The sequence below is a fragment of the Actinomadura barringtoniae genome, from assembly GCF_017573505.1.
GTDB classification, from domain to species: Bacteria; Actinomycetota; Actinomycetes; order Streptosporangiales; family Streptosporangiaceae; genus Spirillospora; species Spirillospora barringtoniae.
Genome location: NZ_JAGEOJ010000029.1, coordinates 94476 through 110294 on the forward strand (window position 1 = coordinate 94476; position 15819 = coordinate 110294).

The 15819-nt window shown below is 69.8% G+C and carries 16 protein-coding genes; 8 read left to right on the forward strand and 8 right to left on the reverse strand.

Annotation, left to right across the window (positions count from 1 at the left end; genetic code table 11):
- Positions 1 to 6: 6 nt before the first annotated feature.
- The 4 genes from J4573_RS47740 to J4573_RS47755 all read left to right on the forward strand — a co-directional run bounded on the left by J4573_RS47740 (position 7) and on the right by J4573_RS47755 (position 4513).
- Positions 7 to 495, forward strand: coding sequence for a MarR family winged helix-turn-helix transcriptional regulator (locus tag J4573_RS47740; RefSeq protein WP_208263075.1), 489 nt, complete (start codon positions 7 to 9; stop codon positions 493 to 495).
- A 72-nt stretch (positions 496 to 567) separates the two neighbouring features.
- On the forward strand, positions 568 to 2025 hold the full coding sequence (locus tag J4573_RS47745; RefSeq protein WP_208263076.1) for an MFS transporter: 1458 nt from the start codon (positions 568 to 570) through the stop codon (positions 2023 to 2025).
- Between the two features lie 31 nt (positions 2026 to 2056).
- Positions 2057 to 2524: a pyridoxamine 5'-phosphate oxidase family protein gene (locus J4573_RS47750; protein ID WP_208263077.1), complete on the forward strand. Its 468-nt coding sequence runs from the start codon at positions 2057 to 2059 to the stop codon at positions 2522 to 2524.
- 822 nt (positions 2525 to 3346) lie between these two features.
- Positions 3347 to 4513: an NsdA family TPR-like regulatory protein gene (locus J4573_RS47755; RefSeq protein WP_208263078.1), complete on the forward strand. Its 1167-nt coding sequence runs from the start codon at positions 3347 to 3349 to the stop codon at positions 4511 to 4513.
- On the opposite strand, the gene cutA is transcribed toward J4573_RS47755, so the two are convergent.
- From cutA to J4573_RS47770, 3 genes are all read right to left on the reverse strand, one after another.
- Positions 4488 to 4811: a divalent-cation tolerance protein CutA gene (cutA, locus tag J4573_RS47760; RefSeq protein ID WP_208263079.1), complete on the reverse strand. Its 324-nt coding sequence runs from the start codon at positions 4809 to 4811 to the stop codon at positions 4488 to 4490. The two genes, J4573_RS47755 and cutA, sit on opposite strands and share 26 nt — an antisense overlap.
- A gap of 333 nt (positions 4812 to 5144) precedes the next feature.
- Positions 5145 to 6053 carry a M56 family metallopeptidase gene (locus tag J4573_RS47765; protein WP_208263080.1) on the reverse strand — a complete coding sequence of 303 codons (909 nt, stop codon included), beginning with the start codon at positions 6051 to 6053 and terminating at the stop codon, positions 5145 to 5147.
- The gene (locus tag J4573_RS47770; protein WP_208263081.1) at positions 6050 to 6433 is read right to left on the reverse strand and encodes a BlaI/MecI/CopY family transcriptional regulator; all 384 of its coding nucleotides are present in this window, start codon (positions 6431 to 6433) and stop codon (positions 6050 to 6052) included. The genes J4573_RS47765 and J4573_RS47770 overlap by 4 nt, the downstream gene beginning before the upstream one ends.
- 92 nt (positions 6434 to 6525) lie before the next feature.
- Here J4573_RS47770 and J4573_RS47775 point away from each other — a divergent pair, with 92 nt between their 5' ends.
- Both J4573_RS47775 and J4573_RS47780 read left to right on the forward strand, forming a co-directional pair.
- Complete coding sequence (locus J4573_RS47775; RefSeq protein ID WP_243774759.1) at positions 6526 to 7920, forward strand: cytochrome ubiquinol oxidase subunit I; 1395 nt, start codon at positions 6526 to 6528, stop codon at positions 7918 to 7920.
- Positions 7917 to 8813 (forward strand): cytochrome d ubiquinol oxidase subunit II, encoded by an 897-nt coding sequence (locus J4573_RS47780; protein WP_208263082.1) that lies wholly within the window; start codon positions 7917 to 7919, stop codon positions 8811 to 8813. Before J4573_RS47775 ends, J4573_RS47780 begins: the two co-directional genes overlap by 4 nt.
- On the opposite strand, the gene J4573_RS47785 is transcribed toward J4573_RS47780, so the two are convergent.
- The 3 genes from J4573_RS47785 to J4573_RS47795 all read right to left on the reverse strand — a co-directional run bounded on the left by J4573_RS47785 (position 8767) and on the right by J4573_RS47795 (position 12721).
- Positions 8767 to 9954, reverse strand: coding sequence for a type III PLP-dependent enzyme (locus J4573_RS47785; RefSeq protein WP_208263083.1), 1188 nt, complete (start codon positions 9952 to 9954; stop codon positions 8767 to 8769). The two genes, J4573_RS47780 and J4573_RS47785, sit on opposite strands and share 47 nt — an antisense overlap.
- Before the next feature lie 66 nt (positions 9955 to 10020).
- On the reverse strand, positions 10021 to 10323 hold the full coding sequence (locus J4573_RS47790) for a hypothetical protein (protein WP_208263084.1): 303 nt from the start codon (positions 10321 to 10323) through the stop codon (positions 10021 to 10023).
- 82 nt (positions 10324 to 10405) lie between these two features.
- A complete protein-coding gene (locus J4573_RS47795) occupies positions 10406 to 12721 on the reverse strand; it encodes an MMPL family transporter (protein ID WP_208263085.1) in 2316 nt (771 codons plus the stop codon).
- 71 nt (positions 12722 to 12792) lie between these two features.
- Between J4573_RS47795 and J4573_RS47800 the strand changes: the two genes are divergently transcribed.
- Positions 12793 to 13497, forward strand: coding sequence for a TetR/AcrR family transcriptional regulator (locus J4573_RS47800; protein WP_208263086.1), 705 nt, complete (start codon positions 12793 to 12795; stop codon positions 13495 to 13497).
- 248 nt (positions 13498 to 13745) lie between these two features.
- Here J4573_RS47800 and J4573_RS47805 read toward each other — a convergent pair whose 3' ends face one another.
- Positions 13746 to 14480, reverse strand: a complete 735-nt coding sequence (locus J4573_RS47805) for an alanyl-tRNA editing protein (RefSeq protein ID WP_208263087.1) — start codon at positions 14478 to 14480, stop codon at positions 13746 to 13748.
- Positions 14481 to 14537: 57 nt separating this feature from the next.
- Here J4573_RS47805 and J4573_RS47810 point away from each other — a divergent pair, with 57 nt between their 5' ends.
- Positions 14538 to 15308 (forward strand): SGNH/GDSL hydrolase family protein, encoded by a 771-nt coding sequence (locus J4573_RS47810; protein ID WP_307797498.1) that lies wholly within the window; start codon positions 14538 to 14540, stop codon positions 15306 to 15308.
- Here the strand turns inward: J4573_RS47810 and J4573_RS47815 are convergent.
- Positions 15293 to 15655, reverse strand: coding sequence for a DUF2516 family protein (locus J4573_RS47815; RefSeq protein ID WP_307797499.1), 363 nt, complete (start codon positions 15653 to 15655; stop codon positions 15293 to 15295). The genes J4573_RS47810 and J4573_RS47815 overlap by 16 nt on opposite strands.
- Positions 15656 to 15819: the final 164 nt, after the last annotated feature.

A 15819-nucleotide genomic window follows, 5' to 3' on the forward strand; every position in this document is an offset into this window, starting at 1 on the left:
GGGACCATGACCGCCATGGCCCCCTCGCGCAACGAACCCGACCTGTCGTTCCTGCTCGACCACACCAGCCACGTGCTGCGCACGCGGATGGCGGCGGCGCTCGGCGAGATCGGGCTGACCGCGCGGATGCACTGTGTGCTCGTGCACGCGCTCGAAGAGGAGCGCACCCAGATCCAGCTCGCCGAGATCGGCGACATGGACAAGACCACGATGGTGACGACCGTGGACTCCCTGGAGAAGGCCGGGCTGGCCGAGCGCCGCCCGTCCAGCACCGACCGGCGCGCGCGGATCATCGCGGTCACCGAGAAGGGCGCCGAGGTCGCCCGGCAGAGCCAGGACATCGTCGACGGCGTTCACCGGGACGCTCTGGGCTCGCTTCCCGAGACCGACCGCAATGCCCTGCTCGGCGCCCTGAACGCCCTGGTCGAGGACCACCTGGCCGTGCCCGCCGAGAGCCCTCAGGGGGCCCGCCGGGCACGCGAGCGAACAAAGTAGGTCGGTTAGGGATCGTCTGTAACGGAACTATCTGCTACGGTCTCTCTTGTTGACCCTGAACAGGAGAAGACCATGTCGCTCGCAACTCCCCGATCCCGCTGGCTCGCGCTCGGCGTGCTGTCCACCACGATGCTGATGACGATCCTGGACGGCAGCATCGTGACCGTGGCGCTGCCCGCCATCCAGCACGACCTGGGCTTCTCGCCCGCCTCGCTCAGCTGGATCATGAACGGCTACTTGATCGCGGTCGGCGGGCTGCTCCTGCTGGCCGGCCGGCTGGGCGACCTCATCGGCCGCAAAACGATGTTCCTGGCCGGGAACGCGGTCTTCACCGCCGCCTCGCTCCTCGCCGGCGCCGCCACCGGCCAGAACCTGCTGATCGCGGCCCGGTTCCTGCAGGGCGTCGGCAGCGCGATGTCCTCGGCGGTCGTGCTCGGCATCCTGGTCACGCTCTTCACCGAGACGCGCGAACGGGCCAAGGCGATCGCGGTGTTCAGCTTCACCGGCGCCGCCGGTGCCTCGATCGGGCAGGTGCTCGGCGGGGTCCTGACCGACGCGCTGAGCTGGCACTGGATCTTCTTCATCAACCTGCCGATCGGCATCGCCGTGATCGCCCTCGCCCTCCCCGTACTCCCCGCCGATAAGGGCCTGGGCCTCGCCTCCGGCGCGGACGTCGCCGGAGCGCTGCTCGCCACGTCCGGCCTGATGCTGGGGATCTACACGATGGTCAAGGTCGAGTCGTACGGCTGGCTCTCAGCCCACACCCTCGGCCTCGGCGCCGTCTCGCTGCTGCTGCTCGCCGCGTTCTTCGTCCGGCAGGCCACCGCCAAGACCCCGCTGATGAAGCTGCGGATCCTGCGTTCGCGGAACGTCTCGGGCGCCAATGTCGCGCAGATGCTGGCGCTGTCGGGCATGTTCGCCTTCCAGGTCATCGTGGCTCTCTACATGCAGAAGGTCCTCGGCTACAGCGCCCTGGAGACCGGGCTGGCCATGCTCCCGGCCGCCGTCGCGATCGGCGCCGTCTCGCTCTTCATCTCCGCCCGCCTAGCTGCCCGCTTCGGCACCCGTGCCACCCTCCTGGCAGGCCTGGTCCTCCTCTTCGCCGCGATGGCGTACCTGACCCGCATCCCGGTCCACGCGAACTACGTCACCGACCTGCTGCCGGTCATGCTGCTCATCGCAGGCGGCGGCCTCGTACTCCCGGCCCTGACCACACTCGGCATGTCCGGCGCACGCGATGACGACGCGGGCCTGGCGTCCGGCCTGTTCAACACCACCCAGCAGATCGGCATGGCCCTGGGCGTCGCCGTCCTGTCGACCCTCGCCGCGTCCCGCACCGAAGACCACCTCGCCGCAGGCAAAGACCAGGCGACCGCGCTCACCGACGGCTTCCACCTGGCCTTCGCCACCTCCGGCGGCCTGCTAGTGGCCGCGTTCATCGTGACCTTGGTCGTCCTCCGCCCCGCCAAGCCCGAGCAGCAGCCCACCGCACCCACCGAGCCGTCCGCCGAACGCTCGCTCGCAGCCTGAACGACTAAGAAACGATCAAGAGGAGATTCCGATGACCGAGTACGGACCTGGACAGGGCCCCGGCGCCCGCGCCCTCACCGAGGACGAGATCCTGAAGATCCTGGCCACCCAGCCGTTCGGCACCCTGGCGACGCTCAAGCGGAGCGGCCAGCCCCACCTGGCCACGATGGTCATCAACTGGAATCCCGAAGAGCGGCTCATCCGCATCTCCTCCGCCGAGGGCCGGATCAAGGTCAAGCACCTCCAGAACGACCCCCGCGCAACAGTGCAGCTCCAGGGCGAGAACGTCTTCTCCTACGCCATCGCCGAAGGCAAGGCGGAGCTCTCAGAGGTGACCGAAACACCAGGCGACGCGGTAGGCCGCGAACTCCTGGCGATGGCGGGCGGCTTCGATGACCCAGCCGACGAAACCGCCTTCCTGGAGGAGATGACGAAGGGCCGCCGCCTGGTCATCAGACTCAAGGTCGACCGCCTCTACGGAACGGCCCTGGACGCCTAACCGAGTGACACGTTGGCCCGTCCTCTCTAGGGAGGGCGGGCCTTTAGACGCCGAGCATCCGGTGGACGATGTCCCGCCAAGGTTCTTTGACATTCGGCTGGACCCACATGCCGCGTACAGTGCCAGACGGCATCCGTACGCGAAACCAGCCCCCGCCCTCATCAACGAACGCACCAACAGTGCAGCCGCTCTCACGGTCCACCGCGATGTATCCCTCACCCTCGGCGTACACATCGATCTGCCACTCACCAGGCCCAGTCATGGCCTTCCGCCGGTCCCGCCGTACATCACGTCCAGGGCAGCGGCTTCCTCCAGCAGGTCCCGCAAGAGCTCGGGAGCATCTGCCTCCACTGCCCCGTACCCAGCACGCACTCCGGATGGCAGACCCGTCCTTCGACAGGCCTGCCACCGCAACGTCGACGCAGGGAAAGCGACCAACCAACCGGGAAAGTCGGCGCGGAGCCGAACCAACTCCTGCCGCTCCTGCCCGGTCATCCGCCTACTCACCGGCCACCCCGAGCAGCTTGACCCGAAGCTCCTCCGGAGTATCGGCATCGAAACAAGATGCGCCATGCCGGACGGCCTCACCGGCCTTGGGCCCGCGCGTCGCCCACCACCGCCCGGACGGCTTCGCGGTGATGATCGACCACCCAGGAAACTCGGTACGTAGCGCTGCCTTGCACTCCGCTACGTCGTTCACAGTCAGGCCTCCTGCGGTCCGGCGAGCCCCAGACCTTCCGAAGTTCTGGGGAGCGGTGTTTTGGTCACTGCCAGTGAACGCGCATCTCTCGCAGAGAGGCAGGGGCACAATGGGACGCCGCAATGCGAGGTCAGCAGAAACCCGACCTGGCGACCGTCATCGACTACGTGAAGCGGTGGGAGCGTGGCAAAGTCGGGATCAGCAGCCGAAACCGACGGGCCTACGCACAGGCCTTCGCGGTGCCGCAGAGACACCTCTTTGCCCCGACGGTCGCCGCGGACGATGATGATCCCGTGGAACGCCGCGACTTCCTCGGACTGTCCGTCGCCGCGGCCGGCCTCGCGGTCGCCCCCGCCGGGCTCGCCGACCAGGAGAGCAGCCGCATCGGTATGGAGCTGGTCGAGCGACTCAGACGCCGTACGGCCAGACTCCGCCGTCTGGATGACGTCCTTGGCGGGTCGCAGACCTACAGCGTGTATGCCGCCGAGCTGTCCGCCACTCGGAATCTGATCAGCAATGCGACCTACACCGAGGCCACGGGTCGCGGCCTAGTGGGCGTGGCAGCCGAGCAGGCTCAGCAGGCCGGGTGGGCGGCGCTGGACTCAGGCCGGATGGCTGCCGCTCGCAGCTTGTTTCGAGACAGCATGACCGCAGCCTCGGACATCGGCGACACCGGCCTCATCGGGAACGCGCTCGCCCTCATGGCTTACCAACGAGTGAGCACGGGCCGGCCTGGCACGGACGAGGCAGACGCCTCATGCCGGGTCGTTGACCGGCGGACACCACCAGCCGTCCGCGCCCTTCTCCACGAGCGGGCAGCGTGGGCGCACGCGGTCGCGGGACCGACGCATAGCGACGAGGTGGAGAAGGCACTCGGCCAGGCGGCCGACGCGCTCGCCGAGGATCGGCTGGAGGGTCCTGATCCTGACTGGGCGCGATGGGTCGACGAGATCGAGCTACAGATCATGACCGGCCGCTGCTGGGCCGTGCTGCGTCGCCCGGTTCGAGCGATCCCCGCGCTTCGGTGGGCGTTGGCTCGATACGACGACACCCATGCGCGCGACAAGGCGCTTTACTCAACCTGGCTGGCTGATGCCCATATCGACGCCCAAGAGATCGAACAGGGCGCTCACGCGCTGGGGCAAGCGATCGACCTTGGCAGTGATGTCGCCTCGCCCAGGCCCGGCGAGCGGATCGCGGAGGTCGCCGAGCGGCTTCGTGTCCATGCGGACGTGCCCGAAGTGGCCGAGGTGCTCGAACGGGCTAGGACGATGACGCTTCTCGGCTGAGCCACTCCAGGTAGCGCTCCGAACCGCCGTCGATCACCGTAAAGGTGACTTCCGGGTTGTCCCACGGATGATGCTCGATCAGGTGCGCCTCCAGGTCGGCATACCGGTCGCGGGTGGTTCGGAGGAACAACTGCCACTCCTCACCGTCACCGAGCTCCCCGAGATGCCAGAACACACTCCCGGCAGGCCCGAAAACCTGCCCCGACGCTGCCAACTTGGCACCGACGGCAGATCGAAGGAGATTCATGGCTTCTTCGCGGCTGGCCGTTGTGGTGGAGACCTGGAGAAAGTCGGTCATGGTGGCGACCCTACTTACACGGCCGGTCCAGCAGGAGCCGAACCGGGCCGAGACGCGGCCCGAGCTCGCCTGCCGTGACCGCCGGTGCGGGAGATCGTGGACGTGCTGAACGGGTTTGGAGGTCACGGGTGAGCGGTGAACCGGGTCTGGAGGGCGCCCTCGACGCGGGAGGGGCCTGGCCAGCAAGCCCGGCCACGCACGCGAGCGCGCTACCTGAGGCTGGGGGCGACGCCGGAGGCGAGCCACCGGGCGAAGATCGCGAAGCGATGTCGCGCTCGCACGCTTTTGCGGTTCGGGTCCGAGCCGCCAGGCGAGGACCCGAAGCCGCGAAGGCTAGATCGACAGAGCGTAGAGGAAGAGGGGGGCGCCGGCGATGAGGGGGATGGCGATCATGGCGGCGTAGCGGGTGGGGCGGCTTACGGGCTGGGGCTCGATGAGGCGGTTGACCCTTGCCATGACGGGGATGTCGTCGCGGGAGACGGCGCCCAGGGCGCCCTGGGGGGCGGCCGGGGGGCGGGCGGCGGCGAAGCGGAGCAGGGCGGTGGCCAGCTCCTTCGGCTCGCGGTGGTGCTTGGCACGGTCGTCGGCGGCCATCTCGATCAGCAGCTCGACGGCGTCCAGGCAGCGGCCGACCAGGCGGATCTGGGGGAAGACCTGGCGGAGCGAGGCGAACGGGAGGAGGACCAGGTCGTGGCGCTCGCGGGCGTGGGCGCGTTCGTGCGCCAGGACGGCGGCGAGCTCGGCCGGGTCGAGGAGTTCCAGGGTGCCCGCGCTGACGACGACCTTCGACGAGCGGACGCCTGGGACGCAGTAGGCGGCGGCCTCGGGGTGGTCCAGGACGAGGGTGTCGGGGACCGCGGAGTCCTTGCGGGAGACCAGGGCGAGGAGGGCGCGGTGGCGGTGGCGGGCGCGGACCACGCGGAAGACCGCGTAGGCCAGCATGGCCAGGAGGACGGCGGTGAGGCTGACGGCTGCCAGGAGCGCGGCGGCGTGGGTGGCGTCCAGGCGGGCCGCCTGGTCGTTCAGGAGGGTGGGCAGGCCACCGATGATGCCCTTGCCGTAGGGCAGGAGGGCGAGGCTGAGCAGCGTGCCGATCGTGGCGACGCCCCAGCCGAGGCCGAGGGCCTGCCAGAGGGCGATCGCGGTGCGCGGCGTGCGCCAGGTCCACCTTGCTTTGGAGAGCAGGTGCGCCCCGCCGACGGTCCCCATTGACATCAGTGCGAGCAGGGCGACTCCGGTCATGCCGGTGGCTCCTTACCCGTGAGGCCGAGCAGCGCCTGCCGGAGCACGTCGGCCTCGGTCTCGGAGACGGAACGGACGAAGTGCGCCAGCGCCGCGTCGCGGTCGCCGGTCTCGTTGAGGGCGCCCAGCATCAGCTCGGCGATGTACCCCTCGCGGCTTTCGACCGGACTGTAGCGCCATGCGCGGCCGTCCCGCTCTCGTTCCAGGAAGCCCTTCTTGGCGAGCCTGTCCAGGACGGTCATCACCGTGGTGTGCGCGAGATCCCGTTCGGGGGCCAGGGCGCGGCTCACGTCGCGTGCCGTCGCGGCTACGAGACCGGCGTCCTCCCTTGCCCAGAGGACCTCCATGACCGTGCGTTCAAGCTCTCCCAGACCCTTCACGGGATTCAGATTAGCCGACTATGAGGGATGTCACCACGGCGGGTAGTACTACTGGGTCAAGTACTACAGCTTGTAGTACTACATTCTGTCGTATGAGCTCCATAGCGCTCCTCACGGCCCATGGCGCCGCGACCCCGGCCGATTTCATGGCCGCACGCCAGCAGATGGCGTTCACCCTGGGATTCCACATCGTGCTGGCGAGCATCGGGATCGGGCTCCCGGCGCTGACACTGCTGGCCGAGTGGCGATCCCTGCGTACCGGCGACCATGTCTACGCCGAGCTGGCCCGGCGCTGGATGAAGGCGGCCGGTGTGCTGTTCGCGGTCGGCGCCGTGAGCGGGACCGTGCTGTCGTTCGAGATGGGCACGCTGTGGCCCGGCTTCATGGACAAGTACGGCCAGGTCTTCGGCGCCGCGTTCGCCCTGGAGGGCATCGCCTTCTTCATCGAGGCGATCTTCATGGGCATCTACCTGTACGGGTGGGACCGGCTCTCGCCGCGAGTGCACTTCCTCACCGGGATCCCGGTCGTCATCGCGGGCCTGCTGTCGGCGTCGTTCGTGGTCACGGTCAACTCGTGGATGAACCAGCCGCGCGGCTTCAAGCTGGTGAACGGGAAGGTGACCGATGTCGATCCGCTCGCGGCGATGTTCAATCCGGCGACGCCGGTGCAAGCGACGCATCTGATCCTGGCGTCGCTGATGGTCTGCGGCTTCATCGTCGCCTCCGTCTACGCGGTGGCGCTGCTGCGCGACCACCGGGCCAGGCGGGTGGACCGCTACCACCGGCTCGGGTTCGCGATCCCGTTCTCGCTCGGCGCCGTCTGCGCGCCGCTGCAGGTGATCGTCGGGGACTGGGCGTCGCGGTTCGTCGCCGACAACCAGCCCGTCAAGTTCGCCGCGATGGAAGGGATCGAGCACACCCAGTCCGGCGTGCCGTTCCGGTTCGCCTTCTTCGAGGTGCCGAACGCGCTGTCGATGATGTTGAAGTTCGACGCGCACGCCACGCTGCGCGGCATGGACGCCTTCCCCGAGGACGTCCGGCCGCCCGCCGAGGTCGTGAAGACGTCGTTCGAGATCATGATCACCATCGGCATGGCACTGCTGAGCCTCGCCGCCTGGTGGGCCTACAGCTGGTGGCGCCGCCGCCGGTCGGTGGCGCGTGCCGGTGAGCTGAGCAAGCACCGCGACCTGCCGTGGAAGCCCTGGTTCCTGCGCGCCGCCACTTTGGCGGGCGTCGCCGCGGCGATCGCCATGGAGGCGGGCTGGACCACGACGGAGGTCGGCCGCCAGCCCTGGATCGTGTACGGGGTCATGCGCACCGAAGAGGCCGTGAACCCCAACCCGGGCCTGCGCTACGGCCTGTACGTGGTCCTGGCCGTCTACACCGTTCTCACCGTCGCGACCATCAGCGTGCTGCGCCGCATGCGCCGCCCCGAACCGCCCGAGCCCGCCGAGCTTCCAGAGCGTGAGGAGGTGCCGGTCTCATGACCGACATCGCATTGGGACTGATCCTGGTCGGGCTGTCGGCCTACCTGCTGTTCGGCGGCGCCGACTTCGGGGCCGGGCTGTGGCACCTGATCTCGCCCCGGCGCGGCGACCAGAAGGTCATCGAGCACGCCATGGGGCCGATCTGGGAGGCCAACCACGTCTGGCTGATCTTCGTGATGGTCATGACGTGGACGGCGTTCCCGCCCGTCTTCGCCGACGTCATGGCGGCGCACTGGGTGCCGCTGTCGCTGGCGGTGCTGGGCATCGTCGCGCGCGGCAGCACGTTCGTGTTCAGCAAGGCCGTGCCGGACCAGCGCGCCTACGCGTGGATCTTCGGCGTCGCGTCGGTCCTCACGCCGTACTGCCTGGGGTCGGTGGCGACGACGGTGGCGACCGGCGAGTCGAGCTGGCTGAGCCTGGCCGGGCTGTACGGCGGCGTGCTGACCACCGCCCTGTGCGCCTACCTGGCGGCCGTCTACCTGATCTGGGACGCGCGGCGGCTGGGCGACGAGACCGCGGCCCAGCGCTTCCGCGGCTACGCGCTCATGTCGGGCGTCGCGGTCGGGCTGTTCGCGCTGCCGGGCGCCGCCGCGTTCGGCGTCCACTCGCCGCTGATCATCCTGTCGGCGGTGGCGGGCGCGGTCTCGCTGGGACTGCTCGCGGGCCGCGCCTATCTGGCCGTACGGGTGACCGGCGCGCTCGCGGTCGTGACCGTGCTGTGGGGCGCGGCCGAGATGGCCGATCTGCACCTGCGTTCGGCCGCCGCCGAGAACGGCGTGCTGCAGGTGGTGTTCGTGGCGCTCGGGGTCGGGGCGCTCATCCTCGTGCCGTCGATGACCTGGCTGTTCATCCTCTTTCAGAGAGGTAGTGGAAGCCGGGCTTCGGGTGCATGAGGAAGTCGTGGTGGGAGATGTTCCAGCCGTACGCCCCCGCCATGGCGAACGCGACCACGTCGCCGACGGCGATCCGGCCCGCTGAGATCTCGCGGGCGAACACGTCCTTGGGCGTGCACAGCTGGCCGACGAGGGTGACGGGCTCGGCGGTGGCCGGGCCGTCACCTCCCGAGTCGCCGCCGGGGTGGCCGCCCGAGTCGCCGGTGGGGCCGCCGGTGGGGATCACGGTGAACGGCTGGTCATGCTGCTTGGTGACGGGCGTGCGCAGGTGCATGGTCCCGCCGTGCAGCACCGCGTACCAGTCGCCGTGGGCGCGCTTCACGTCCAGCACCTCGGTGACGTACCAGCCGCAGTAGACGCTCAGGGCGCGGCCCGGCTCAATGCGCAGCCGCACGTCCGGCGTCGCCACGCCCTTGGCGTACGCGGCCCAGTCGAAGATCCGGCCGGGGTCGGCGTAGTCGACGGCCATCCCGCCGCCGACGTTGACCTCCTCGACGTCGCCGTACGAGCGGGCCCAGTCCACGATCTCGGCGGACTGCCGCACCATGTCCGGCGCGTCCAGGCCCGACGCGAGGTGTGCATGAACGCCGCGGAACCGCATCCACGGCGCGCGTTCGAGGATCGGGCGGCACGCCTCCATCGCCTCGGGATCCATGCCGAACGGGCCCGACATCGAGAGCGCGACGCCCTTCCTGCCGCTGTCGCTCTTGAGGTTGACGCGCAGCAGGACGTCGACCTCGCGGCCGATCTCCTGCGCCAGCTGCGCGAGGCGGGCCAGCTCGTACGGGCTCTCGACGTGGATGCGCTCGACGTTCAGGCGCAGCGCGGTCGCCAGCTCCTGGTCGGTCTTGCCGGGGCCGCCGAACGCCAGGCGGGCATCGGGCAACACGCGCCGCACGTGCTCCAGTTCGCCGCCCGAGGCCACCTCGAAGCCCGCGACGTACGGCTCCAGGGCATGCAGGATCGGCTCGTCGGCGTTCGCCTTGGCCGCGTAGAAGAGCTCCGGCCCGCCCGGCACGTCGAGCGCGCTCCGGACGGCCGCCGCGTGCGAGCGCAGCGCGTCCAGGTCGTACACGAACGCCGGGAGTCCCTCATCCTCGGCCAGCGCCCTGGCACGTTCACGGACCGCATCCGTGATCATCACGCGTCTCCCCCGATCACCAGGCGAGCGTACTGCCGCGATCACCATCAGTTCAGCACGCCACCGTCACGGGGCGAGATCCTCCTGGAGGCGCTGGAGGTTGCGCTGCACCTCGTCGATGCCGTCCGCGACCTGCTGAAGGCCCTCGGCGACCGGGCGGCGGGTGCCCAGATAACCGGCTTCGGACCGTACGGCGCGGGAGACCTGGCCGGTGAGTTCGACCAGTTGGGCGAGCATCTCGGTGTGCTGCGCGAGCGTGAGATGACCGCCCCAGCCGTTGACCTGCGACGCCATGGTCCGGGCCCGGTCGGCGGCCTCAGCACCCGCCCGGACGACCCGGGTCCCATGAGCGTTCGCGGTGTCTCTCACATGGGCCCTCTCGCCGGGTGCCGGGTCTCCCTCGATGTCAGCTTGAGAGTATGACGCCACCACCGCGCCGGGGCACTCGGGCTCAGCGGACCGGTTCGAGTTCGAGCTGTTGCGGCTCGGGGGTGGACGGGGTCGGCGGCGGAGGCGGCGGCACGGGGCGCTTGCGGCCCGGCCACCACCAGTTGGCGTGGCCGAGCAGGCTCATCAGCGCCGGAACGAGGACCAGCCGCACGATCGTGGCGTCCACCGCGACGGCGACGGCCAGGCCGAGCGCCATCATCTTCACGGTCGGGTCCGGCTGGGGAACGAAGCTGCCGAACACGAAGATCATGATGAGCGCGGCCGAGGTGATGAGGCGGGCGGTGGCGCCGATGCCGACCACGACGCTCTCGTGCGGGTCGCCGGTCCGGTCGTACTCCTCCTTGATCCGCGACAGCAGGAACACCTCGTAGTCCATGGACAGCCCGAAGATCAGCGCGAACATGAACAGCGGCACGAACGACATGATCGGGATGGCCTGGTCGACGCCGAGCAGGTGCACGCCCCAGCCCCACTGGAACACCGCGGTCACGACGCCGAACGACGCCCCGATCGACAGCAGGTTCATCAGTGCGGCCTTGATCGGCACGATGATCGACCGGAACGCGATGATCAGCAGCAGCAGCGCGACCCCGACGACGGCGATGACGACGTTCGGCATCCGCGCGCCGACGGTGTCGGCCAGGTCGATGATCGCGGGGTTCTCGCCGCCGAGGTAGACGGCGGTGCCCGGGTGGGTCTTGGCGACGGCCGGGATCTCGACCGTGCGGAGCCGGTGCACGAGGTCGGTGGTGGCCTCGACGTGCGGCGCGGTCGACGGGATCACCTGGATCGTGGCCGTGGTGCCGGTGATGACGGGGTCGGCGGTGTACGCGACGCCGGGCACCTCGGAGATCCGCTGCTTGAGCTCCTCGCCGACCAGGACGGCCTGCTTGTCGGGCTTCTTGTTCGGGTCGGGGGCGCCCTTGGGCAGCGGCGCCTCGGGCTTGGCGGACGGCTGCGCGCCCGCTGGGCCGGTGAGGCCGCTCAGCCCGTCCGGCCCCTTCAGAACGGGAACGGGGGTCTTGGTGCGCTTCTCCGCGCCGGGCACCTTGGCCACCACGACGAACGGGCTGTAGACCCCGGGGCCGAACTCCTTGGCGACGATGTCGTACGCCTGCCGCGAGGCCATCTTCGGGGACGAGATGCTGTCGGACATCACGCCGAAGCGCAGGCTCAAGGTGGGGATGGCCAACCCCAGCAGCACGAGGGTCGCGACGATGGCGTACGGCCAGGCATGCCGGTCCACGTGACGGCCCCACGCCATCCAGCGCTTGGAGCTGCGTTCGGGCCGTACGCGCGGAAGCCTGTACTTGTCGATGCGGGTGCCGAGTGCGCCGAGCACGGCGGGCAGCAGGGTCAGCGCGGCCAGGACCATGATGCCGACCGCGACCGCCGAGGCCAGCCCGATGCGGCCGATGAACGCGATGCCGGACAGGAAGAGGCCGCAGATCGCGAAGACCACCGTTCCGCCCGCGAAGACGACCGCGTGCCCGGAGTGCGCCATGGCATGGCCGACGGCGGTCTCCACGTCGTCGCCCTCGGCCAGTTGCTGGCGATATCGGGTGACGATGAACAGGGCGTAGTCGATCCCCGCGCCGATCCCGAGCATCGCCGCGACCATCGGCGCGGTCGGATGGACCTCGGTCAGCGACGCGGCGAAATGGATCATCGAATAGGCGACGACCATGCCGCCCAGCGACACCAGGATCGGGATGCCCGCGGCCAGATAGGACCCGAACGCCAGCAGCAGGACCAGCAGCGCCAGCACGATGCCGACGCCCTCCTGCGGCCCGCCCTTCGGCTGGTTCAGGATCATGGCGACGATGCCGCCGAACTTCACGTCCAGGCCCGCCATCCGCGCGGGCTCGACGGCCTCGTTGAACTTGTCGAGGTCGCCGGCGCTGACGTCGCCCATCGTGCCCTTGAGGTTGACCCGCACCACGACCGCGTCGTGGCTCTTCAGGCCGCCCATCCCCTGCACGTACGGGTTCTCGGCGAACGCGACGCGGTCGAGCTTGGTCAGGTTGTCGATGGACCTGCCGACCGACAGCGCGACCCGCCAGTCCCCCGGGCTCGCATTCGCCGTGGAATGAAAGACGACGGTGGCGGTCGGCCCCGCCAGCGCCGGGAAGTCCGGCCGCAGGGTGTCGATCGCCTTCTGGGTCTCGGTTCCGGGCAGGGTGCTCTGCTGAACGAACATGCCGCCCTGGGTGAGCCCCAGGACGCCGGCCCCGAGCATGACCACGATCCAGATCTCGAAGACCGTGCGCCGCCTCCGGACACAGAGACGGCCCAGTCTCTCGAGTATTCGCGCCATGATCGGAGAAAAACACGCACGATGAAGATTTGCAATAGCTGCAAGTTTGCAGTCGTGGTAAATTGAGTGACATGCATCACGTGGACCGGCCCGGCCTGCGCGAACGCAAGAAGGAGCGCACCCGCCGGGCGCTCGCCTCCGCCGCCCTCAGGCTGTTCGCCGAGCGCGGCTACGAGGAGACGACGATCGCCGACATCGCCGCGGCCGCCGACGTGTCGCCCCGCACGTTCTTCAGCTACTTCCCGAGCAAGGAGGACGTCGTCTTCGCCGAGGTCGACGACCGGCTGGCCGAGATCGGCGAGCGCCTGGGCGACCGCCCGCCCGGCGAAACGCCGCTGGAGACCATGCGGCACGCGATGGTCTACGCGATGGACGCGCTGGTCTCCGAGCACGGCGAGTACGGCGCCGTCCAGGTCCGTCTCGTTCTGGAGCGCCCCGGCCTCCAGGCCCGCGCCCTCCAGCGCCTGAACGACACCCAGCAGGAGATCGAGACCATCCTGCGCGAGCTCGTCCCCGAGATCACCGAGATCGACGCCGTCGCCGTCTCCGGCGTCGCGGTCGGCTGCATGCAGGCGGTCATCATCCACTGCCGCCAGAACGGCTACGACCCCGCCTCCACCCGCGCCGCCCTCGACCGAGCCCTCGTCATCGTCGAACACGGCCTGAGTTCCGTAGAGCCCCTGACCAGGGCCCCAGCCCCCACCGCCCCCGGTGGAAACGTCTCCAACCTGGCGGACGCGCGCGACTCGGCGCGGCGCACGGGCGCGCTCCCCTGATACGTCGGGCGCAGGGGCGCGGTGGCGCCCGCTCCCCTGCGCCCGGCTCAATTATTGGCTTTTGCGGCCTCGGGCCCTCGCCTGGCGGCTCGGGCCCGAACCGCCAAAGCGGCGAGCGCGACATCGCTTCGCGATCTGCCGCCGGACGCTCGCCTCCGGCTTCGCGATCTGCCGCCGGACGCTCGCCTCCGGCTTTGCGTCCGGCGGCAGGTAGCGCGCTCGCGTGCGGGCTGAGCGTCCTGGTCAGGTCAGTCGGAGATCTTGATGCGGAGGCGGCGGAAGCCGCGGCCCTTGTTCTCGACCTTGGCGACCTGGATGCGGCCGATCTGGCGGGTGGAGGCGACGTGGGTGCCGCCGTCGGCCTGGGTGTCCAGGCCGATGATGTCGACGATCCGGACGTCCTTGACCTCGGGCGGGACCAGGTTGGTGGCGGTGCGGATGATGTCGGGGATCTCGAACGCGGCGGCGCGCGGGAGTTCCTTGACGTCGATGCGGCGGTCGGCCTCGATCTCGAGGTTGCACGCGTCCTCGACGGTCTGCTTGAAGCCCTCGGGCACCTCGCGCAGGTCGAAGTCCATGCGGGCGCTCAGCGGCTCCATGTTGCCGCCGGTGACCAGGCAGCCGTAGTCGCGGAAGACCACGCCGCAGAGCAGGTGCAGGCCGGAATGGGTGCGCATCAGGGCGGTGCGGCGGTCGTCCTCCACGGCGCACTGGACGGTCGTGCCGACCGGGGGCAGCGGGTCGTCCTCGACGGGGATCAGGACCATGTCGTCGCCCTTGCGGACGCCGGCGATGCGGGTCTGGACGCCCTGCCAGAGGAGCACGCCGTGGTCGGGCGGTTGGCCTCCGCCGCCGGGATAAAATGCGGACCTGTCGAGGACCACCCCCTCGGGTCCGGAATCGAGCACGAGCGCGTCCCATTCGCGTAGCGATTGGTCATCGAGTTCGAGGCGAGCCGTACGCCCGAGTTGGTGAGTGCCCATAATCGTCACTTTAGGCCTGTGCGGCCTGGTGGCAGGAGCGATCACGAAAGGGCAGCGGTGCGCCGACCGGTCTTGTCCGTCCTGGCGGCACTGCTGGTCCTGGGCGCGTGCGTGGCCTCGACGGTACGGATGTCGCCGCCTCTCGTACGCGCCGAGCAGCCCGATCCGCGAAGGCCGCCGGTGGTGTTCGCGCTCGGCGACAGCTACACGATGGGCATCCGCGGGATCACGCCGGAACGGGCGTACGCGGCGGAGGCGGCCCGCACTCTCGGCTGGCAGATCGTGCTCGCCGGGCACGTGGGCACCGGGTTCGTCGGCACGGGGCTCACGGGCAAGACGTTCGGCACGCTCTTCGACGAGCAGCTGGGATGGCGGCCGACGCCCGACATGGTGATGGTCTCGGGCGGCCACAACGACGTCTGGTACCCGCCGGGCCTGGTCGAGCAAAGGGCCGTCGCGCTGCTCGGCGAGATCAAGCAGCGCTGGCCCCGCGCCCATGTCGTGCTGATGGGGCCGTTGTGGGGCGGCGATCCGGGGCCGACCGCGCTCAGGGTGCGGGACGTGCTGCGCGACGCGGCCGGGCGGCTGCGGATCCCGTTCATCGACCCGCTCGGGCAGCGCTGGATCACCGGGAAGATCCACACCCGGGCGGGGAACGCGCGGCGCTTCATCCGTTCCGACGGCACGCATCCGAACCCGGCGGGCAACCGCTACCTCGCCGGGCGGCTGGTCACCGACCTGCGCGGGCTCGGCCTGGCGCACCCGATCGCCGGGCGGGCGCGCCACTCAGCGCATGTGAACGCGGGTCAGGGTCACCAGGGGCCGTAGGGGCCCTGGTTGCCACGCCCGCCACGGCCACCGCCGCGCTTCTTGTACGGCGCCACAGCGGGACGTACGTCGGCCAAATAGACAGCGGCCGCGATGAACGCGGCGACCGGCAGGATTCCGAGCAACAGGCTGAGCGGCGAGGCGCCGAACAGCGGCGCGACGGCGTTGGCGAAGCCGAGCACGGTGGCGACGATCAGAATAATCATCCACAGCTTCTTGCTCTGCTTGCTCGCGGCGGCATAGGCGTCCACGGGAACGGTCAGCGCGTCGAACAGCGCCCAGGCCTCCAGCGCGAACGCGATGATCAGAAGGAGCCAGAAGAAGTAGCCCAAGACTGTCAATGTCACCGGTTATCAGCGCTCCCGCCGTCATCGACGGCGGCTCGGTACCGCCGGCCGTCTGGATCCCTGTCCCAGCCTACGCACCAGGTCTAGCCGGGCCCCGCATCCTAGCGGCGCCTGGCAAGGCGTGAAAAAGCCCGGCCGGGTGGTCCCGGCCGGGCTCTCGCACG